Raw genomic sequence first — 16,646 nt, forward strand, 5'->3', positions numbered from 1 at the left:
ATTCGGGCTACCCGCCGCGGCTTTTTTGATCGCCTCATCCCTGTGCTCGTCGCGCCGCAGGCGCGGCGCTGTCCTCATCTCTGTGACATGCGCAGGGATGAGGAAGGAGAAGAGATTGCAGTCCCGAAAAGGTTCCTGCAGCGACCTTTGTGTGTCTTATGAGATGCTCTAAGGCTGCGATCCAGTAAAATTCGCGGGTTACGCGAAAGCGTCGCCGCAAATATAACCATGCTGTTGGTTGAGAAATCGACCCTCCCAACGGAGGCCCGGCGGTACCCCAGCCCCAGCCCACACCGCCGGGCCGCCCGGTTCCGCGCTACCGTGCGATTGCTTCCGTAGCATTGACCAGCCAGTCTCTCGTCTCCGCGTCCGACAGCAGCGGCATCAGCTTTTCCCGCGTTTCTGCGTGGTAGGCATTCAGCCAGTCGAGCTCGTCGTCGGTCAGCAGGGCGGGAAGGACGAGCCGGCGATCGATCGGGCAGAAGGTCAGCGTGCCGAAGCCGAGCATCGGCTGGTCGCCGCCATCGATCTCCTCCGGCTGGCGGACGACGACGAGATTCTCGATGCGGATGCCGAAGGCACCGGGGCGATAGTAACCGGGTTCGTTGGACAGGATCATGCCCGGCAGCAATTCCTGCGTGGCAAGCCGGGCAATGCGCTGCGGTCCTTCGTGGACCGAGAGATAGGAGCCGACACCGTGGCCGGTCCCGTGCGCATAATCGGCGCCCGCCTTCCACAGTGCGATCCGGGCGAGCGGATCGAGATCGACGCCCCGTGACCCCTTCGGGAAGCGCGCCGTGCTGATTGCGATCATGCCCTTGAGCACGAGCGTGAAGAATCGCTTCTGTTCTTCCGGCACCGCGCCGATCGCGACCGTGCGGGTGATGTCGGTCGTGCCGTTGATGTATTGCGCGCCGGAGTCGATCAGGAACATGGTACCCGCCTCGATCCGCCGGTCGGTTTCGTTCGTGACGCGGTAATGCATGATTGCGGCATGCGAACCGGCGCCGGCGATCGTGTCGAAAGAAACGTCCTTCAGGGGGTTCTGCATGCGCTCGCCGACGGCCGCGCGCATTGCCTCCAATTGCCTGGTTGCGCCGATTTCGGTGACGCTGCCGGGCTCCCTCGCGTCCAGCCAGGCGAGGAACTCGACCATCGCCGCACCATCCTGCAGGTGCGCCCGGGTCGATCCGGCGATCTCGGCTGCATTCTTGCAGGCGCGTGGCAGGCGGGCGGGATCGACCGCCTCGACCACCGAACCTTCCTTCCTGCGAATCAGCTCGCCGATCGCAAAGGGGGCGAGATCCGGATCGATCATGATGGCTGCGCCGGTTGAGGCGAGGGCGGCGAGCCGATCGTCGAAGGTGGCAGGCGCCATTATATCGGCGAGCTGCGTCAGGTAGGCCTCCTGCTCGATGCCGGTCTTGCGTTTGTCGAGGAAAAGCTCGGCGCTGCCGTCCGCATGGACGATGGCGCGTGCCAGCGGGTGCGGCGTGTGCGGCACGTCGCTGCCACGGATGTTGAAGGTCCAGGCGACGGAGGAGGGATCGGTAAGTATGACGGCCGCGGCCTTCGCCTTTGAAACGCCCGACGCGATCTCCGCTATCTTGTCTCTTGCCAATTGTCCCGCATGCTCGACCGGCTGGATCGTCACAGGGCCGAGCGGCGCTGCGGGACGGTCGGTCCAGAGCCGGTCGAGCGGATTGTGGTCGAGGAGGACGACACTGCCGCCGACCGCCGTCAGCGCCTTTTCGAGCCGGCGAACTTCCGCCGCGGTGTGCAGCCAAGGATCGATGCCGAGGCGGAAGCCCTTGGGGCCATGGCGCTCCAGCCAGACATGCGGCGGTTCGCCGATGAGATCGCCGCCGGTGAAGACGCTGCCGTCCACCTGCTCCTTGAGCTGGGTTACATAACGGCCGTCGACGAAGACGATCGCTTCGCGCTGCGTCACGAGCGCTACACCGGCCGAACCGGTAAAGCCCGTCAGCCACGACAGCCGCTCGGAACTGCGGGGCACATACTCCCCTTGAAATTCGTCGGCACGCGGCACGAGGAAGCCATCGACGCCCAGGGTTGCGAGGGCGGCACGCAGGGCGGTGGTTCTCTCCTTGCCGAACTGGGGCGTGGAGGTGACTTCGAAGGATTGGAACATGGACTTTCCCGGTAAGCTTGGCGGAGAACCGCAGGTGAGACGAGCATGTTAATGCATCTCTTCCAAAAGTGTGCAGCGGTTTTGGGGTAACGACCCGCATAAAATAACAACTTAAGATCCGCTCCCGGAGAGGGAGGCGAAATTCGCGTGAACGTCCGGCACCTCGGGCAGCCATTTGCTCATTTGTAATACATATGCACGCGGCGCATGGCACCCATGCCCGAATGTGGCTTTCTCTATCGGAATTATAGGTTATAAGCCGCCTCAACGAACACGGACGAACGTCCGCCGGTTCAAAAGACTGCAGTTCCGAGAATAGTTGGTCATCTGTTCTCCTCCTCCCTCAGGGTGGCCAGCTTCGGAACGGTAGAGCCCGCTTGAGCGCTCCTCCTCCTCAAGCTCGCGGGTATGGTCGGCCAAAAGCCGGTCAGCAGGCGATGCTTCGGCATCGCCTTTGTTTCGAGAAGGCCGCCCGTCATGATGGACCGGGCGGCCTTTTCGTTTTCTCGGCTCCCGTTTCGGTCGATACGGAGGTTCCTGTGGAAAGAGGCGATGTCCACGGGAAAACAAATGAAGAACGGTTTGCTTCGTGATATGCCCGCTTACGGTCGACATGCGAGGATATCTCTCAAACGGAGCATGCAGAGGTAGAGCAGCGATGCTGAAAACCGATACCCGCCAAGCCAATTGGCGCCGTGCCAATCCGGGAAAATATGACGCTCATCTCGCTGTGCAGCGAGCCGTGAAGGCAGGCGAGCTGGAAAAGCAAACGTGCGAGGTTTGCGGGATCGAAGCGGTCGATGCTCATCACGATCAATACGACGAGCCTTTGAAGGTGCGGTGGTTATGCCGCCGACATCACACGAGGCTTCATCATTACGGCGAAGACATGTTCCCGATCAGGGATGCGCTTTAGGGCATTCCAACGTTTCATAGAAACACTGAAGCGGACGCCGCGACCGGACGCGTCTGCGACAAGCGTGACTTATCTGGTCAGATGAATGGTTACCCAGCCATTGCGCCAGATGGTGCACGCGTGTCTGAGGTTCTGGCCGTTATAGGCGGCGAGCACCTTCCAGCGCTGTTCGGCGAGAATGCCGGAGAGGATGACCGAACCGCCCGGAGCGAGGTTGGCCACAAGTTGCGGCGCCATCTTCATCAGCGGCCGCGCCAGAATGTTGGCGATGATGAGGTCGAAGGGGCCGTTGGCGCTGAAGGTGGTCGAGTGGAAGCCGGGCGCCGTGGCGAAGGTCAAGCCGTTGACGACGCCGTTGCGACGGGCGTTGTCGGCGGCGACGCGCGTTGCGATCGGATCGATGTCGGTTGCGAGCACCGGAACATGCAGGAGCTTCCAGGCGGCGATCGCCAGCACGCCGCTTCCCGTCCCGAGGTCGAGCGCGTTGCGGACAGGCCGGGATCGGGCGACGGAGGCAAGCATTTCGAGGCAGCCGGCGGTCGTGCCGTGATGGCCGGTGCCGAAGGCCTGACCGGCATCGATCTCGATGGCAATCTCGCCCGGCTTCACCTTGTCGCGATCGTGCGAGCCGTGGATGACGAAGCGGCCCGCGCGCACGGGGGCGAGGCCCTCCAGCGACTTGGCGATCCAGTCGACATCCGGCAGCACTTGGCGCTCGATCGGAAGGTGCGAGAATTCGGCTTCGAGTGCCTGAGCGAGGCGTGATCTCACGCTCTCCTCTTCATCCGTCATCATGTAGACGGAGGCCTCCCAGACATCCCGCTTCTCGTCGATCTCCATGGTCGCGATCGCGTAATCGTCTTCTTCGAAGATTGCGCTCATGACGTCGAGGACGGCGGCCGCCTGCTTCTCGGTAGTGGTAACGAAAAGGCGTATCTCGCTCACGGTGCTTTCCTTCGGCATGCAGCCATTCAAAAGGGCCACAGTGGCTTCGGCGCGTCCGAACGGATGCGCGCGTTGTGGGCGGTTCGCCGCTATCATGAATGAGGTACAAAGGCCAAGCGCCGGGATTGCCGGCGCCCGCAGGATACACGGGCAAACCTTGTTAGCCGCGCGTGAGGTTTTCCAGCTTCTTGACGGCCGTTTCGGGACTTTCGCCATAGGCGATCGTTCCGCTGAACTGGCCGTTGGCGTCGAGCAGGAAGACCGAGGCGGTATGATCCATTGTGTAGTCGCCGTCCGGCTTTGCCTCGTCGGTGGGGACTTTCTTGTAATAGACGCGGTAACCCTTGACCATTTCCAGCACCTTTTCGGGCGGACCGGAGATACCGGTGATGCGCTTGGACACGTTTGAAACATACTGGCCGAGCACTTCGGGGGTATCGCGCTCCGGATCGACGGTGATGAAGTAGGCCTGCAGCTTGTTGCCCTCGGGGTCGACCTTGTCGAGCCAGCCGTTCAGTTCGAACAGCGTGGTGGGGCAAACTTCCGGGCAATGGGTGAAGCCGAAGAAGAGCGCCGTCGGCTTGCCGGTGAACGCTTTCTCGGTGATGGGCTCGCCATTCTGGGCGACGAGGGTAAAGGGTACGCCGAAGGGGCCGGATGCGGCCTGCTGCTTCGACTGCGTCATGTCGAAGGTCAGCCAGCCGAGGACGGCCACCATGACGAGAATGGCTACCCAGAGAACGATGCGTATGGATTTCATTATTGCCACCAGTCTGTTGCTGCCCCGACGCATCTGAAACGGACGCACGGCGCCGTCGGGCCGTCAGGAATGTAGCGTTGATACCGCTTCGGACACACGGGTGCAAAGGGGACAATTGCCGCAGGTGTGCTCGAGGCGATGCGTCTCAAATGCACCAGGCGAGACCGGCTTGCGCCAGCGACAGGAAAATGTCGGCGCCATTCGCGATCCAGCCCCTGAAGGCGAGCAGAAAGACGAGCGCGAGCACGCCCGTGGCAAGGGCGAAGATCAGGGGAGAGAGCGACTTTTTGGTGTCCGTGCGCATAAGGCGATCATAACACCATGAGACGGAAGGAAAAGGGCAGCAGCGGTCGAAACGCGCGAAGTTCCGCAAAGTCGCGGCCCGTGTTTTAGCGATTGTTTAAGGTCTGTTTGCCACTGTCCACAGACGCGGAGAAGTGAACCACTTCGATATGACATGAGGTCATCCGGTTTGATCGAGCCCGGTTTTCCGCATCGATCGCAACGGAGGACCCCGCCTGCCGCGGCGGGTCCAGCTATGGACTGTCATATCGATGAACACCCTTGCATCCGCCAGGAGAACGCTCTCCGTCAGCCAACGCCTTGCGACGCTTGCGGGGGCAGCTTTTCTCGGTTTCGGTTCCGTTCTCGCCGTCGGCCTCTATGAGCAAGGCAGCTCGCAAGAGGCGCTCGACAAGGCGGTTGTCGCTCAGCGCGACATGGGAACGATAGAGGAAATGCGCCTTGCCCGCCTGAAGCTCGTGCTTGCGGCAATGGACACCATCGTCGACCGCGGCGAACGCCGGATACAGCCGGAGCGTGCGGCCCAGATCAAATCCTCGGCAGAAGTCATCGAGGGCAGGCAAGCCGATCTCGAGGCGCTCGCGCGTCTTGTCGGCAAGCCGGAAGTTCTTGCCGGTTACGAAGCGGATATCGCCCAACTGCGCAAGGCCGTCGAGCAGGACCTGAAAGCGCTCGTGGAGGCCGGAGCGCCAGGCGAGGAATTCGCCCGCATCGACGATGTCATCGACGCCGCAGGCGAGCGCGTTGGCGCATCGCTTGCGCAACTGGCCGATGCCGCAGCCGGTCTGGCCGCGGCGCGCATCGCAGATGTCCGCACCAGTGGTGAGCATGCGCTCATGCTCCAGGCAACCGCCTGTTTGCTGGCAATGGCGACCCTGATCGGCCTTATCTGGTTCCATGGGAACGTCTTGCGCCGGGGCATCCTCGGTCTGCGCGACGGCATGCGGCGAATACATTCGGGCGAGCTCACGACTGAAGTGGCGGGGCTCGACCGCGGCGACGAAATCGGCGAGATGGCACGTTCGGTGGAGCTTTTCCGGGTCTCGGCAATCGAGAAACGCGCGCTCGAGGAGGGGGCGAGGGCGAGTCGGCAGGAAATCGAGGCGGAACGCGAGCGGCACGAGACGGAGCGCGAGCAGGCTATCGGACGGATCAAGACCGCAGTCGAAGCCCTCGGCGGAGCGCTCAATCAGCTTGCAGACGGCAATCTGGCGGTTGCCATCCGCGAGCCTTTCGATAGCGGGCTCGATGCGTTGCGCCGCGACTTCAACGACACGGTGGAACGGCTGAGCCATGTCCTTTCGAGTGTCACGGAGAATACCGCCTCGATCGAATCGAACGGGCGGCAGATGCGTAGCGCGGCCGACGATCTGGCTCGGCGAACGGAAAAACAGGCCGCATCGCTGGAGCAAACCTCGGCCGCGCTCGAGGAAATCACCGTCACTGTGAAGACAGCGACCGAGCGCGCCGAAGAGGCAAGCCATATGGTCGACGAGGCCCGCATCAATGCCGAGGAGTCCGGGCGCATCGTCGGCGAGGCGATCGCCGCCATGGCCCGCATCGAGGGCGCTTCCAGCGAGATAGGCAAGATCATCGACGTGATCGACGAGATCGCGTTCCAGACCAATCTGCTGGCGCTCAATGCCGGGGTCGAGGCCGCGCGGGCGGGGGAGGCCGGCAAGGGCTTTGCCGTCGTTGCCCAGGAGGTGAGGGAGCTCGCCCAGCGCGCTGCCGGTGCCGCGAAGGATATCAAGGCTCTGGTGAGCCGCTCGGGCAACGAGGTCAAGACCGGCGTCAGGCTGGTTCAGGAGACCGGCGACGCGCTCGGCCGCATCGGTGCCAAGGTGGCCTGCATCAACGAACATATGAGCTCGATCGTCATGGCGGCGCGCGAGCAATCGACGGGCCTGCGCGAAATCAATACCGCCGTCGCTCAACTCGATCAGATGACGCAGCAGAATGCCGCCATGGTCGAGCAGACCAATGCGGCGAGCCATACGCTTGCGCAGGATGCAGAGAAGCTCAGCGAGATCGTCGGGCAATTCCGCCACGGGCAGGCGCGCGAGACGGCGATCCGCACGGCGGCGATCCGGCCGTCGGGCAGGGCAGGCCCGGCGAGGCCAGGCGCTCCGGCCGGGGCGGCAACAGCGACTGCTGCCGCGCCCGTGTCACTTCGCAAGCCCGCGGCCGCGCAATCATCCACGCGTTCAGCTCCATCTCCAGCAAAGGCGCTGATGGGAAAACTGGCTGGCGCATTCGGCAACATGCCGGGATCAACGCCGTCGGTAACGGCGTCCGGTGAAAATTGGGAAGAGTTTTGATCATGAGCAACGCAATCAAGCAGTCAGGCGCCTATCTCGAAATCGTCTCCTTTCACCTTGGTGAACAGGAATTCTGCATCGACATCATGGCAATCCGGGAAATCCGCGGTTGGGCACCGGTTACGCCGATGCCGCACACGCCGCCGTATGTTCTCGGCCTCATAAACCTGCGCGGTGCGGTGATCCCGGTCATCGACATGGCCTGCCGCCTCGGCATGAAGATGACCGAGCCGTCGGAGCGCTCCGCCATCATCGTCACCGACATCAATGGCAAGCTCGTCGGACTGCTGGTCGAGCAGGTCTCCGATATGATGACGATTCGCAGCGAAGACCTGCAGCCCGCGCCGGAGATCATCCCGGAAGCCCAGCGCGCCTTCTGCCGCGGCATCGTCGCGCTTGAAAAATCCATGGTCTGCTTCCTCAATCTCGACACCGTCATCGCCGAGGAACTGGCCCAGGCAGCCTAATCACGATTTTTCAGGTCGGCTCGGCCCTGAAAGCATGACTGCCGGACCGCCAGGGACGGTTTCCGAATGGGCCCGCGAAAGCGGGCCTTTTCGCATGAGCCGGCGGACGCTCGGCGGCTGCTGCACGGCGATCGGCATCACGGCGGAGCGAGCAAATGTGAAAACGTAGCGGTCGCACGCAAGGAACCCCTGCACGCCAAACGAGTTATGCACAGGCAGCATTTGGCGAGAAGCCGTCTGCTGGTGATTACAGCCTCCGCGTTTGGAAGCTGATGTGGAAACAGACAGGAGCAACGCCATGAAAGTTTCTTTCAGAACATCGCTCGCTGCATTTGCCCTCTCATCGGCGCTTGCCGGCGTCGCCGTGCCGGCCTTTGCAGACAGTTACTATCAGGGCATCGACCCGCATAATCCTCCGGGCACTCAGAACAGAGGCGCGGTAATGGTGCCGGCCCGTCCGTATTACGTCGATCCTGCCCCGACCGGCAGCGTCTATGTCGATCCCGCACCGACGGGCAGCGTCTATGTCGATCCTGCGCCGACCGGCAGCATCTACATGGAACCGGTGCCGGGCAGCCGGGCGAGCAACGCTCCCGGCCGAGTACGGGAGCACTATACGAACGAGTATCAGGGCCCCGGTGACGGGGACTATTATCAAGGCATCGCGCCTCCGGCTCCCCGTCCCTAAACATTCCTGATGCCTTCGAGCGCATTGCGCTTTCGCGGACCACCGCCTTCAGAGGCGATGGTCCGCCGCTGCATGCTCTTTCAGGCTGAGGACGCGCCCGCAATGCCACCTTGGTCGGTGCAGGGGGCGGTCAAGTTACAGTTACGTAATGAGCATCACTCTTGGATGAGCAAAAGTGACAAATCGTCAAACGCTTTCGACCGGTGCCCGGTGTTATCTTTGTAACCGCAGCATCCGTAGGAGGCTCGTATGCTGAACAGTAGCATCCATTGGGAGGTGGGATGCCTAACGGACATAGGAGTTAATGTCATGAGACTTTCTCTGAGAAAATCATTTGCTGCATTTGTCCTGTCATCCGCCTTGGTGGGCGCCGCGGCGCCAGCCTTTGCGGATAGCTACTATCAGGGCCTCGACCCGAACCACCCTCCGGGGACGCAGAATCAGGTGCGCATGCCGACGTCGCGTAACCTGCCTCCGTCTTCGGTCGACCCGACTGCGACAGGGAGTATCGACGGAGGTCGTATGATGTCTCCGAACGGTACCTACCAGGAGAGATTCGACCCGGGTGAGGGCGACTACTATCGGGGTATTATGCCGCCTAAACCGTAAGGCGCGAAATCAGCTACTGCATGTTTCATCGAGGCGCACCAGCTCAAGAAATTATGTATGCGGCGTAAAATGCGGCAGACGTTAGTCTCGCAGAAGCGCGCGCTGTAGCTCGGAAGGGGAGTGCGGAAACCCGTACTCCCCTTCCGGCCGTTTGATCTGCTGCGTCTGCCGGATCGCTTATTCCGGCCGCCCATTCTTCCAGGTGACCGGCTGGCCATAGAGCGGGACCGTGGTGATCGACATCTTGGCCGAACCGTCGGTCAACTGCCTCGAATGCGCCAGATAGATCAGCGTGTCGTTGGCCTTGTCGTAGATACGGGTCACCAGCAGGTTTTTCCAAATGAGGGACAGTCCGGAACGGAAGACTTCCTCCCCCTCCTTCGACAGGTCGATATCGCCGATGGCAATGGGGCCGGTCTGGCGGCAGGCGATGGAGTTGTTCGACGGATCCTCGAACCAGTTGCCGTTCTTCAGGCGGTCGATGACGCTGCGATCGAAATAGGTGACGTGGCAGGTAACCCCGGTCACCTTCGGGTCGCTCACGGCATCGATCTTGATATCGTTGCCGAGCCAGTCGACCCCGACCTGGCCGACGGTTTCGGCGTGGACGGGCGCAACCGCCGCGGCCGAGACGGTGAGGCCGGCGACAAGCAAGGCACGGATGCGGCGCAACATGAGTATCCTCCAATGAACTGCACCGTTCAGATAGGCAGCGGATGCTGCAATGCAAGCACCGGCCGCCACGCCCGTCGATATGCAGGATCCATCGTGCGAGAAGTCACGCGGAGTGGCGCAGTTCCGACCGGGCGGCACGCGCTTCGCGCAATTGCGCGGCGGCTGCCGCGAGGGCGCGGGCGCTGGCGTCGATGCGGCGATCCCTTGCCACCGAGCAACGGTCGCGTCCATCCGCCTTCGAGTCGTAGAGAGCAAGATCGGCGCGTATCATCACGTCGGCAATCGTTTCGCCCGCTATGGCGGCGGCGATCCCGATGCTCACGGTCAAACGGATGCGCTGATGCGAGCGGCCGGCAGGCGTCTCGCGCACCACGCGGCAGATGTCCTCCGCCAGCGCCTTTGCCTGCTCTTCCGTGTGATCCGGCAGGACGATGCCGAATTCCTCGCCACCGATCCGTCCGAGGACGCCCCGTCCGGCGAGGAAAGCCGAGACGGTTTCGGCAAAATGCGCGAGCGCCATGTCGCCGCAGGCGTGCCCGTACTGATCGTTGATCTGTTTGAAGAAATCGAGGTCGAGCAGCAGGAAGGCAGCCGGCTCCTGGCGTGCCAGGCACTCGGCGAAGATCCGCTCGCCCTCTTCCATGAGCGTCCCGCGCGACAGCGCACCGGTCAAGCCGTCGCGTGCGATCATAGCCCTCAACCCGGCGATGATGCGGGCCTGCATCGTAAGGAACACGGCCAGGAAGACGAGGGAAGGCACAGCACCCGCATGGTGACGAGCAGGAAATCAAACAGCATCGAAGCGGGCGGGCCCGGGGGCCCCGGCAAGACGTGCGACGATGGGCCGAGAACATGAGCAAGGGCGGTGAAAACCACGGCGGCGGAGCCGACGACTACGATCCCGATCGCCGGCTTTTCGCTCGGCCAGCGGTCGGCTGCGGCCAGACCAAGGACGAAAAGTGGAGCCGCGACAACGCCCGCAACGACAATCAGGGCCGCGGCCGGACTGTCATGGCCGCCGAGCGCGATGATGAAGCCGAGCACGCCGCTCGTGAATGCGAGCACCAGACAAAGCGATGCCGGCATCGACGATGCGAGGAACCAGCGGAGGCCCTGTAGGACGAAGAAGAGGGAAACGGCAAGACCCGCATAGCCGAACATTGCAGCGACCGGCGCCTGCAACGCCGCCGCGACCGTCAAAGCGCCTGCCGAAGCTGCCGAGAGCGCGCAACCCGCGGAGAACTCCCGAACAGCGGCGACCGGCCGCAGAGAAAGGAGAACGGGTAGCATGGCAAGAAGGGCGATGACCGGTATGGCGGAGAGAAAGCTCATTTCGAAACGGCCTGTCGTGCTAAAATAAAGTGCGGCTTGCGTTTCAGCCATTATGCAAGGCCATTGGTAACGATGGCGCATTAACGAAAGCTGGCGAAATTCGCTGCAATTTGAGCGATCACTCTCTCCATAGTTGTGGCAATCGGTAGCGGCGCTTTTCAGGGAGCGATGTCATGGCCCAGGAAGGCATATCCTTTGCAGACATACCCTTTGCAGACAGGGCCGATGCGGGTCGAAGGCTTGCTCGCGCCATCGAAGCGCATCTCACCGAGAAAGCGGACTTCGCCGACCCGCTGGTGATGGCGTTGCCGCGCGGCGGCGTACCGGTGGCCTTCGAGGTGGCAAAAACCCTCGGCGCGTCCCTCGAACTCCTCATCGTTCGCAAGATCGGCGCACCCGGTCATCCCGAATTCGGTCTCGGAGCGCTGGTCGACAGCGACGAGCCGCAGGTCGTCCTCAATGCCGAGGCAATGCGTATCGTCAGTCCTTCCGAGAAGTACGTGCAGGCGGAGACCGAGCGGCAAAGGCTCGAACTCGCGCGCCGCCGCGTCCTCTATCTGGGCGATCAGACGCGAATTTCTCCAAGCGGGCGCAATGTCATCATTGTCGATGACGGTATTGCCACGGGGGGAACGGCCAAAGCTGCGGCGAAAGCCCTGCGGCAGGCAGGCGCCGCGGCGCTGATGCTCGCCGTTCCGGTCTCGCCGAAGAGCGCGATCGTCGCCCTGCGGGACGAGGTGGACCGGCTCGTCTGTCTCGCCACCCCCACCCCTTTCCATGCGGTCAGCGTCTATTACGACGATTTCGAGCAGACCACGGATGCCGAGGTGATCGCGCTGTTGAGACAGGCGAGGGGCGGATAAACGGGGTCTTGCGCTGGGGCGGTGACACAGGCTTCCGGCAAAGATAGTTGTAGTGCGCCTGAATTTGCGAACGGGGATTGAGAATGTCCGACTATCTTGCCATACGCCCGGTAACGCGCCTCGACTATGAGCAGTGGTTGCCGCTTTGGAACGGCTACAACGCCTTTTACGGCCGAGCCGGTGAAACGGCGCTCCCTCCCGACATCACCCAGATGACCTGGTCGCGCTTCTTCGATGCCTATGAGCCGATGCATGCGCTGGTCGCCGAAAGCGAAGGGCGGCTCATCGGATTGACGCACTATATTTTCCACCGCAGCACGACGTCGATCCAGCCGAACTGCTATCTGCAAGACCTTTTCACCGATGGGGCCGCCCGCGGCAAGGGGGTCGGCCGGGCGCTTATCAACGGCGTCTACGAAGCGGCGAAACGCGCGGGGTCGCCGCGCGTCTATTGGCTGACCCACGAGACCAACCACACGGCGATGCAGCTCTACGACAAGGTGGCCGAGAAGTCGGGCTTCGTCATGTATCGAAAGATGTTTTGAGGGCTGGGATAGGGTAGAGCGGAAAAGCGCTGCACATTTTTCCGGAAGTGCTTACACCGGCTCTACGAACCCATCCAGCACGCGCTTCTGCCCGGCGCGGTCGAAATCGATCGTCAGCTTGTTGCCCTCGATCGCCGCGATGTTGCCGTTGCCGAACTTGATGTGGAAGACCCGGTCGCCGACATTGAAACGGGAGGGCTCGGCGCTCGTCGACTTGGCGACGAGCTCGCCTTCGATGGTGCGGGTGCGGGGCCCCGATTCGCCGTAACCGATGCGTTCGATGGCGTGGCCGGAGCGGGTGCCCCAATTGTCGCGGGTGGCGTCCGAGCGGTGCTGCTGGGCGCGCTTCCAGCCGGGCGTCTGATAATTGTTCTCGAAGGGATCGGCCTTGTCGAAGCGCGACTGGCCGTAACCGCCGCGACCGTAGCCGCCATAAGAGACCTCCTGTTCGGCGACTTCCACATGGGCGAGCGGCAACTCGTCGAGGAAACGTGAGGGAAGCGTCGATTGCCAGAGGCCGTGGATGCGGCGGTTCGAAACGAACCAGATATGACAGCGGCGCTTGGCGCGGGTGATGCCGACATAGGCGAGGCGGCGTTCCTCCTCCAGACCTGCGCGGCCGCCCTCGTCCAGGGCGCGCTGATGCGGGAACAGCCCTTCCTCCCACCCCGGCAGGAAGACGGTGTCGAATTCCAGCCCCTTGGCCGAATGCAGCGTCATGATGGAGACGGCGTCCATATTCTCGTTCTGCTCGGCGTCCATCACGAGGGCGACGTGCTCGAGAAAGCCGCGCATGGATTCGAAGGCTTCCATCGAACGAATGAGTTCCTTCAGGTTTTCCAGGCGCCCGGGCGCTTCGGCCGATTTGTCGGCCTGCCACATGGCGGTATAGCCGCTCTCGTCGAGGATCTGCTCTGCAAGTTCGGTGTGCGGCGTCGATTCGAGCAAAGCCTGCCAGCGGCGGAAATCGGCGACGACGTCGAAGAGGCCCTTGCGCGCTTTCGGCTTCAATTCGTCCGTCTCGACGATCTCGCTCGCCGCGGACAGCATCGGGATGTCGCGGGCCCGGGCATAGTCGTGCAGGGTACGGACGGTCGTCTCGCCGAGGCCACGCTTCGGCGTGTTGACGATCCGCTCGAAGGCGAGATCGTCGGCGGGCTGACAGACGAGGCGGAAATAGGCCATGGCATCGCGAATTTCGAGCCGCTCATAGAAGCGAGGGCCGCCGATGACGCGATAGTTGAGGCCGAGCGTGACGAAGCGGTCTTCGAACTCGCGCATCTGGAATGAGGCGCGCACGAGGATCGATATGTCGTTCAGGTTGTGCTTCTTGCGCTGGAGCTGCTCGATCTCTTCGCCGATCGCGCGAGCCTCCTCCTCGGAATCCCAGGCGGCATGAACATGCACTTTCTCGTCGTCGGGATTGGTGCGCTCGGTAAAGAGCGTCTTGCCGAGCCGGCCCTCGTTATGGGCAATCAGATGCGCCGCCGCGCCGAGGATGTGCTCGGTCGAGCGGTAGTTGCGCTCCAGCTTGATGACCTTGGCGCCGGGGAAATCCTTCTCGAAGCGGAGAATGTTGTCCACCTCGGCGCCGCGCCAGCCATAGATCGACTGGTCGTCGTCGCCGACGCAGCAAATGTTGACGGTGGGCCTTCTCTCTTCGGCGCCAGGGGAATGCCCCTCCCCAACCGCTCCCCACGAGGGGGAGGGGCTAGACTGCGGCGCCGCAGGGCTTGGGGAGGGGTTGTTCTTCCCGGAACCCTGCGTCCGCTGGGCCAGCAGCCTCAGCCACATATATTGCGCCGTGTTGGTATCCTGGTACTCGTCGACGAGGATGTAGCGGAACTTGGCGTGATACTCCTTCAGCACGTCCGGATTGGCACGGAACATGCGGATCGGATGCAGCAGCAGATCGCCGAAATCGCAGGCATTCAGGGTCAGCAGCCGGTTCTGGTAGGCGGCATAGAGTTCGCGGCCCTTGCCGTTGGCAAAGGCGCGGGCATCGCCTTCGGGGATTTGCGACGGGTCCAGGCCCTTGTTCTTCCAGGTGTCGATCATGCCGGCGAACTGCTTGGCCGGCCAGCGCTTGTCGTCGAGGCCCTCCGCCTGGATGAGCTGTTTGATAAGTCGAACGACATCGTCGGTGTCGAGGATGGTGAAGTCGGACCGCAGGCCTACCAGTTCGGCATGGCGGCGGAGGAGCTTGACCCCGATCGAGTGGAAGGTGCCGAGCCAGGGCATGCCCTCGACGGCGTGGCCGACGAGCACGCCGATGCGCTCCTTCATTTCCCGCGCCGCCTTGTTGGTGAAGGTGACGGCGAGGATCTGCGAGGGATAGGCGCGGCCGGTCGAAAGGATATGGGCGATCCGCGTCGTCAGAACGCGCGTCTTGCCGGTGCCGGCGCCGGCGAGCACGAGCACCGGACCTTCCAGCGCCTCGACTGCCTCCCGTTGCTCCGGGTTGAGCCCGGAGACATAGTCCGGTCGCTGGGCCTTGTCGCGGGCGGCCATGGCGCGCGCCGCGATGCCGCCGCCGGCGGCCGCGGGTTTCCGCGGCGCGGGTTCCTCGTCGAAAAAGGGAATATCGTCAAAACCTTTGGTCATGCGGCCCAATGTAGTGATTCGGGACCGAAAGGCCAGAAAGGATGTTCTTCTTTTATTCCGGAACCTTCGCCCGCTCGCGCATGCCTGTGGAAAGACTGATGTTTTCAGGTCGGCATGCCGCCGTCTATGTTTTGCCGGACGCGTCGAACACCGGATCGACCGGGACCTGCAGGGCCGTCGCCAGCTGGTTGGTCTTGGCGGCGAGCGAAATGACGCGCAGGAGATCCGCGTGCTCGGCGTCCGTCATTCCCTTGGTCCTTGCGGCGGCGGTGTGGGAATGAATGCAGTAGCCGCAGCCATTGCTCACGGAAACCGCGATATACAGCATTTCCTTCACCAGCGGGTCGAGCGGCGAAGGCGTCGCCATTACCGCCTTGACCTCCGCCCAGGTCCGCTCCAGCAGTTCGGGGTCGAAGGCGAGCCAGAGCCACATATTGTTGATGAAGTCCGATTTCCGAGTCGCCCGGATGTCGTCGAAGACGGCCTTGACGCGTGGGTCGGATTCGGGACCGGATGGCGGCGCCACAGTGCTCATGCTTACTCCATGCGTTTCAAACGAGGGCGAAGACGCGGGCCGGGCCGCCGGTGCCGCCACGGTGCTTTGGTGCGCCGAGGACCAGCGTCGCGCCCTTGGCCGGCACCTTGTCGAGATTGGCGGCCGCCTCGAGGCCCCAGCGGCCTTCCGGCAGCCAGGCGTAATGAGTGGCGAAATCGGGCGAAATGCCGTGATCGAGCGAGAGGGTATCGACGGCGATGCCGGCTGCCTTCGTGTCCTCGATCAGGAACTTGGCCGCTTCCACGTGAAAGCCGGGGAAATGCATCTTACCGGCCGTGTCTGCATTGCGGAACTTGTCGGTACCGAGATGATCCGACCAGCCCGACAGCATGGCGACGCAGGCGTTTTCGGGAATGTCTCCATTGGCCGCAATCCACGCCTTGATGTCGTCCGGCGTCAGCTGCGCATCCGGATCGGCGGCCGCCTTCTCGCGGATGTCGACGACGCAGAGCGGCACGAGCAGCTTGTCGAGGGGCAACTCGGCGACTGAAAGGCCGTCGGCGGAGAAGTGCAGCGGCGCGTCGACATGAGTCCCGGTGTGCTCGTTCACCCGAAGTTCGAACAGGTTGAACTTGTGTTCGGCATATTTGAACTTCTGCTCCCGGAAGAATTGCTGCTGACCGAAGAAAGTCGGAAACTCCTCATGAAGTTCATGGGTGAGATCGGTGACGCTGCCGTGGCCGGCGGCAAGCGCCGGAGGTGCGATCCCCATGCCGGCGGCGGCAATGCCTGCCGTACCGACCGCGGCCGCACGGAGCAAACTCCGCCGCGACATCATCCGCTGCTTGACCGATTCGATGACGCATGCATCGCACATTGCCGTCTCCCTTCGTGTCGAGAGCCGGCCCGAAACAGCCGCCGGCGACGAACAGAATAGCCGAGCCACGCAAGCTGTAAACATGCCGCCGAC

At 62.8% G+C, this 16,646-nt stretch carries 15 protein-coding genes and 1 pseudogene; 7 read left to right on the plus strand and 9 right to left on the minus strand.

The features are described 5' to 3' along the window. Positions 1–316 precede the first annotated feature (316 nt). Complete coding sequence (locus N0Q91_RS06720) at positions 317–2,152, minus strand: aminopeptidase P family protein (RefSeq protein WP_275597669.1); 1,836 nt, start codon at positions 2,150–2,152, stop codon at positions 317–319. Positions 2,153–2,810: 658 nt separating this feature from the next. On the opposite strand from N0Q91_RS06720, the gene N0Q91_RS06725 reads away from it, so the two are divergent. Then, entirely contained in the window at positions 2,811–3,068 is a 258-nt protein-coding gene (locus N0Q91_RS06725; RefSeq protein ID WP_003536225.1) for a hypothetical protein, read from the plus strand. 69 nt (positions 3,069–3,137) lie between these two features. Here N0Q91_RS06725 and N0Q91_RS06730 read toward each other — a convergent pair whose 3' ends face one another. The 3 genes from N0Q91_RS06730 to N0Q91_RS06740 all read right to left on the minus strand — a co-directional run bounded on the left by N0Q91_RS06730 (position 3,138) and on the right by N0Q91_RS06740 (position 5,077). Beyond that, the gene (locus N0Q91_RS06730; RefSeq protein WP_275597670.1) at positions 3,138–4,013 is read right to left on the minus strand and encodes a 50S ribosomal protein L11 methyltransferase; all 876 of its coding nucleotides are present in this window, start codon (positions 4,011–4,013) and stop codon (positions 3,138–3,140) included. Between the two features lie 160 nt (positions 4,014–4,173). After that, positions 4,174–4,773, minus strand: coding sequence for an SCO family protein (locus N0Q91_RS06735; RefSeq protein ID WP_275597671.1), 600 nt, complete (start codon positions 4,771–4,773; stop codon positions 4,174–4,176). A gap of 145 nt (positions 4,774–4,918) precedes the next feature. Further along, positions 4,919–5,077, minus strand: a complete 159-nt coding sequence (locus N0Q91_RS06740) for a hypothetical protein (RefSeq protein WP_100671682.1) — start codon at positions 5,075–5,077, stop codon at positions 4,919–4,921. A 250-nt stretch (positions 5,078–5,327) separates the two neighbouring features. Between N0Q91_RS06740 and N0Q91_RS06745 the strand changes: the two genes are divergently transcribed. From N0Q91_RS06745 to N0Q91_RS06760, 4 genes are all read left to right on the plus strand, one after another. Then, entirely contained in the window at positions 5,328–7,397 is a 2,070-nt protein-coding gene (locus N0Q91_RS06745) for a methyl-accepting chemotaxis protein (RefSeq protein WP_275597672.1), read from the plus strand. Between the two features lie 2 nt (positions 7,398–7,399). Then, positions 7,400–7,864: a chemotaxis protein CheW gene (locus tag N0Q91_RS06750; RefSeq protein WP_003536237.1), complete on the plus strand. Its 465-nt coding sequence runs from the start codon at positions 7,400–7,402 to the stop codon at positions 7,862–7,864. A gap of 298 nt (positions 7,865–8,162) precedes the next feature. Beyond that, complete coding sequence (locus N0Q91_RS06755) at positions 8,163–8,552, plus strand: hypothetical protein (RefSeq protein ID WP_275597673.1); 390 nt, start codon at positions 8,163–8,165, stop codon at positions 8,550–8,552. A gap of 249 nt (positions 8,553–8,801) precedes the next feature. Beyond that, a complete protein-coding gene (locus tag N0Q91_RS06760; RefSeq protein WP_275597674.1) occupies positions 8,802–9,161 on the plus strand; it encodes a hypothetical protein in 360 nt (119 codons plus the stop codon). Positions 9,162–9,338: 177 nt separating this feature from the next. Here N0Q91_RS06760 and N0Q91_RS06765 read toward each other — a convergent pair whose 3' ends face one another. Both N0Q91_RS06765 and N0Q91_RS06770 read right to left on the minus strand, forming a co-directional pair. After that, complete coding sequence (locus tag N0Q91_RS06765; RefSeq protein WP_100671677.1) at positions 9,339–9,836, minus strand: CreA family protein; 498 nt, start codon at positions 9,834–9,836, stop codon at positions 9,339–9,341. Positions 9,837–9,939: 103 nt separating this feature from the next. Further along, positions 9,940–11,219 (minus strand): annotated as a pseudogene (locus N0Q91_RS06770) (GGDEF domain-containing protein). A gap of 122 nt (positions 11,220–11,341) precedes the next feature. Here N0Q91_RS06770 and N0Q91_RS06775 point away from each other — a divergent pair. Both N0Q91_RS06775 and N0Q91_RS06780 read left to right on the plus strand, forming a co-directional pair. Then, the gene (locus tag N0Q91_RS06775; RefSeq protein WP_275597675.1) at positions 11,342–12,031 is read left to right on the plus strand and encodes a phosphoribosyltransferase; all 690 of its coding nucleotides are present in this window, start codon (positions 11,342–11,344) and stop codon (positions 12,029–12,031) included. 83 nt (positions 12,032–12,114) lie between these two features. Continuing rightward, positions 12,115–12,576 carry a GNAT family N-acetyltransferase gene (locus tag N0Q91_RS06780; protein WP_100671674.1) on the plus strand — a complete coding sequence of 154 codons (462 nt, stop codon included), beginning with the start codon at positions 12,115–12,117 and terminating at the stop codon, positions 12,574–12,576. Between the two features lie 51 nt (positions 12,577–12,627). Here N0Q91_RS06780 and N0Q91_RS06785 read toward each other — a convergent pair whose 3' ends face one another. From N0Q91_RS06785 to N0Q91_RS06795, 3 genes are all read right to left on the minus strand, one after another. Beyond that, positions 12,628–15,180, minus strand: a complete 2,553-nt coding sequence (locus N0Q91_RS06785; RefSeq protein ID WP_275597676.1) for an ATP-dependent helicase — start codon at positions 15,178–15,180, stop codon at positions 12,628–12,630. A gap of 124 nt (positions 15,181–15,304) precedes the next feature. Beyond that, positions 15,305–15,715 (minus strand): carboxymuconolactone decarboxylase family protein, encoded by a 411-nt coding sequence (locus N0Q91_RS06790; RefSeq protein ID WP_275597677.1) that lies wholly within the window; start codon positions 15,713–15,715, stop codon positions 15,305–15,307. A 16-nt stretch (positions 15,716–15,731) separates the two neighbouring features. Further along, positions 15,732–16,553 (minus strand): cyclase family protein, encoded by an 822-nt coding sequence (locus N0Q91_RS06795; RefSeq protein WP_127711979.1) that lies wholly within the window; start codon positions 16,551–16,553, stop codon positions 15,732–15,734. Positions 16,554–16,646 lie beyond the last annotated feature (93 nt).

Source organism: Sinorhizobium prairiense, assembly GCF_029201645.2.
Classification (GTDB): domain Bacteria; phylum Pseudomonadota; class Alphaproteobacteria; order Rhizobiales; family Rhizobiaceae; genus Sinorhizobium; species Sinorhizobium meliloti_A.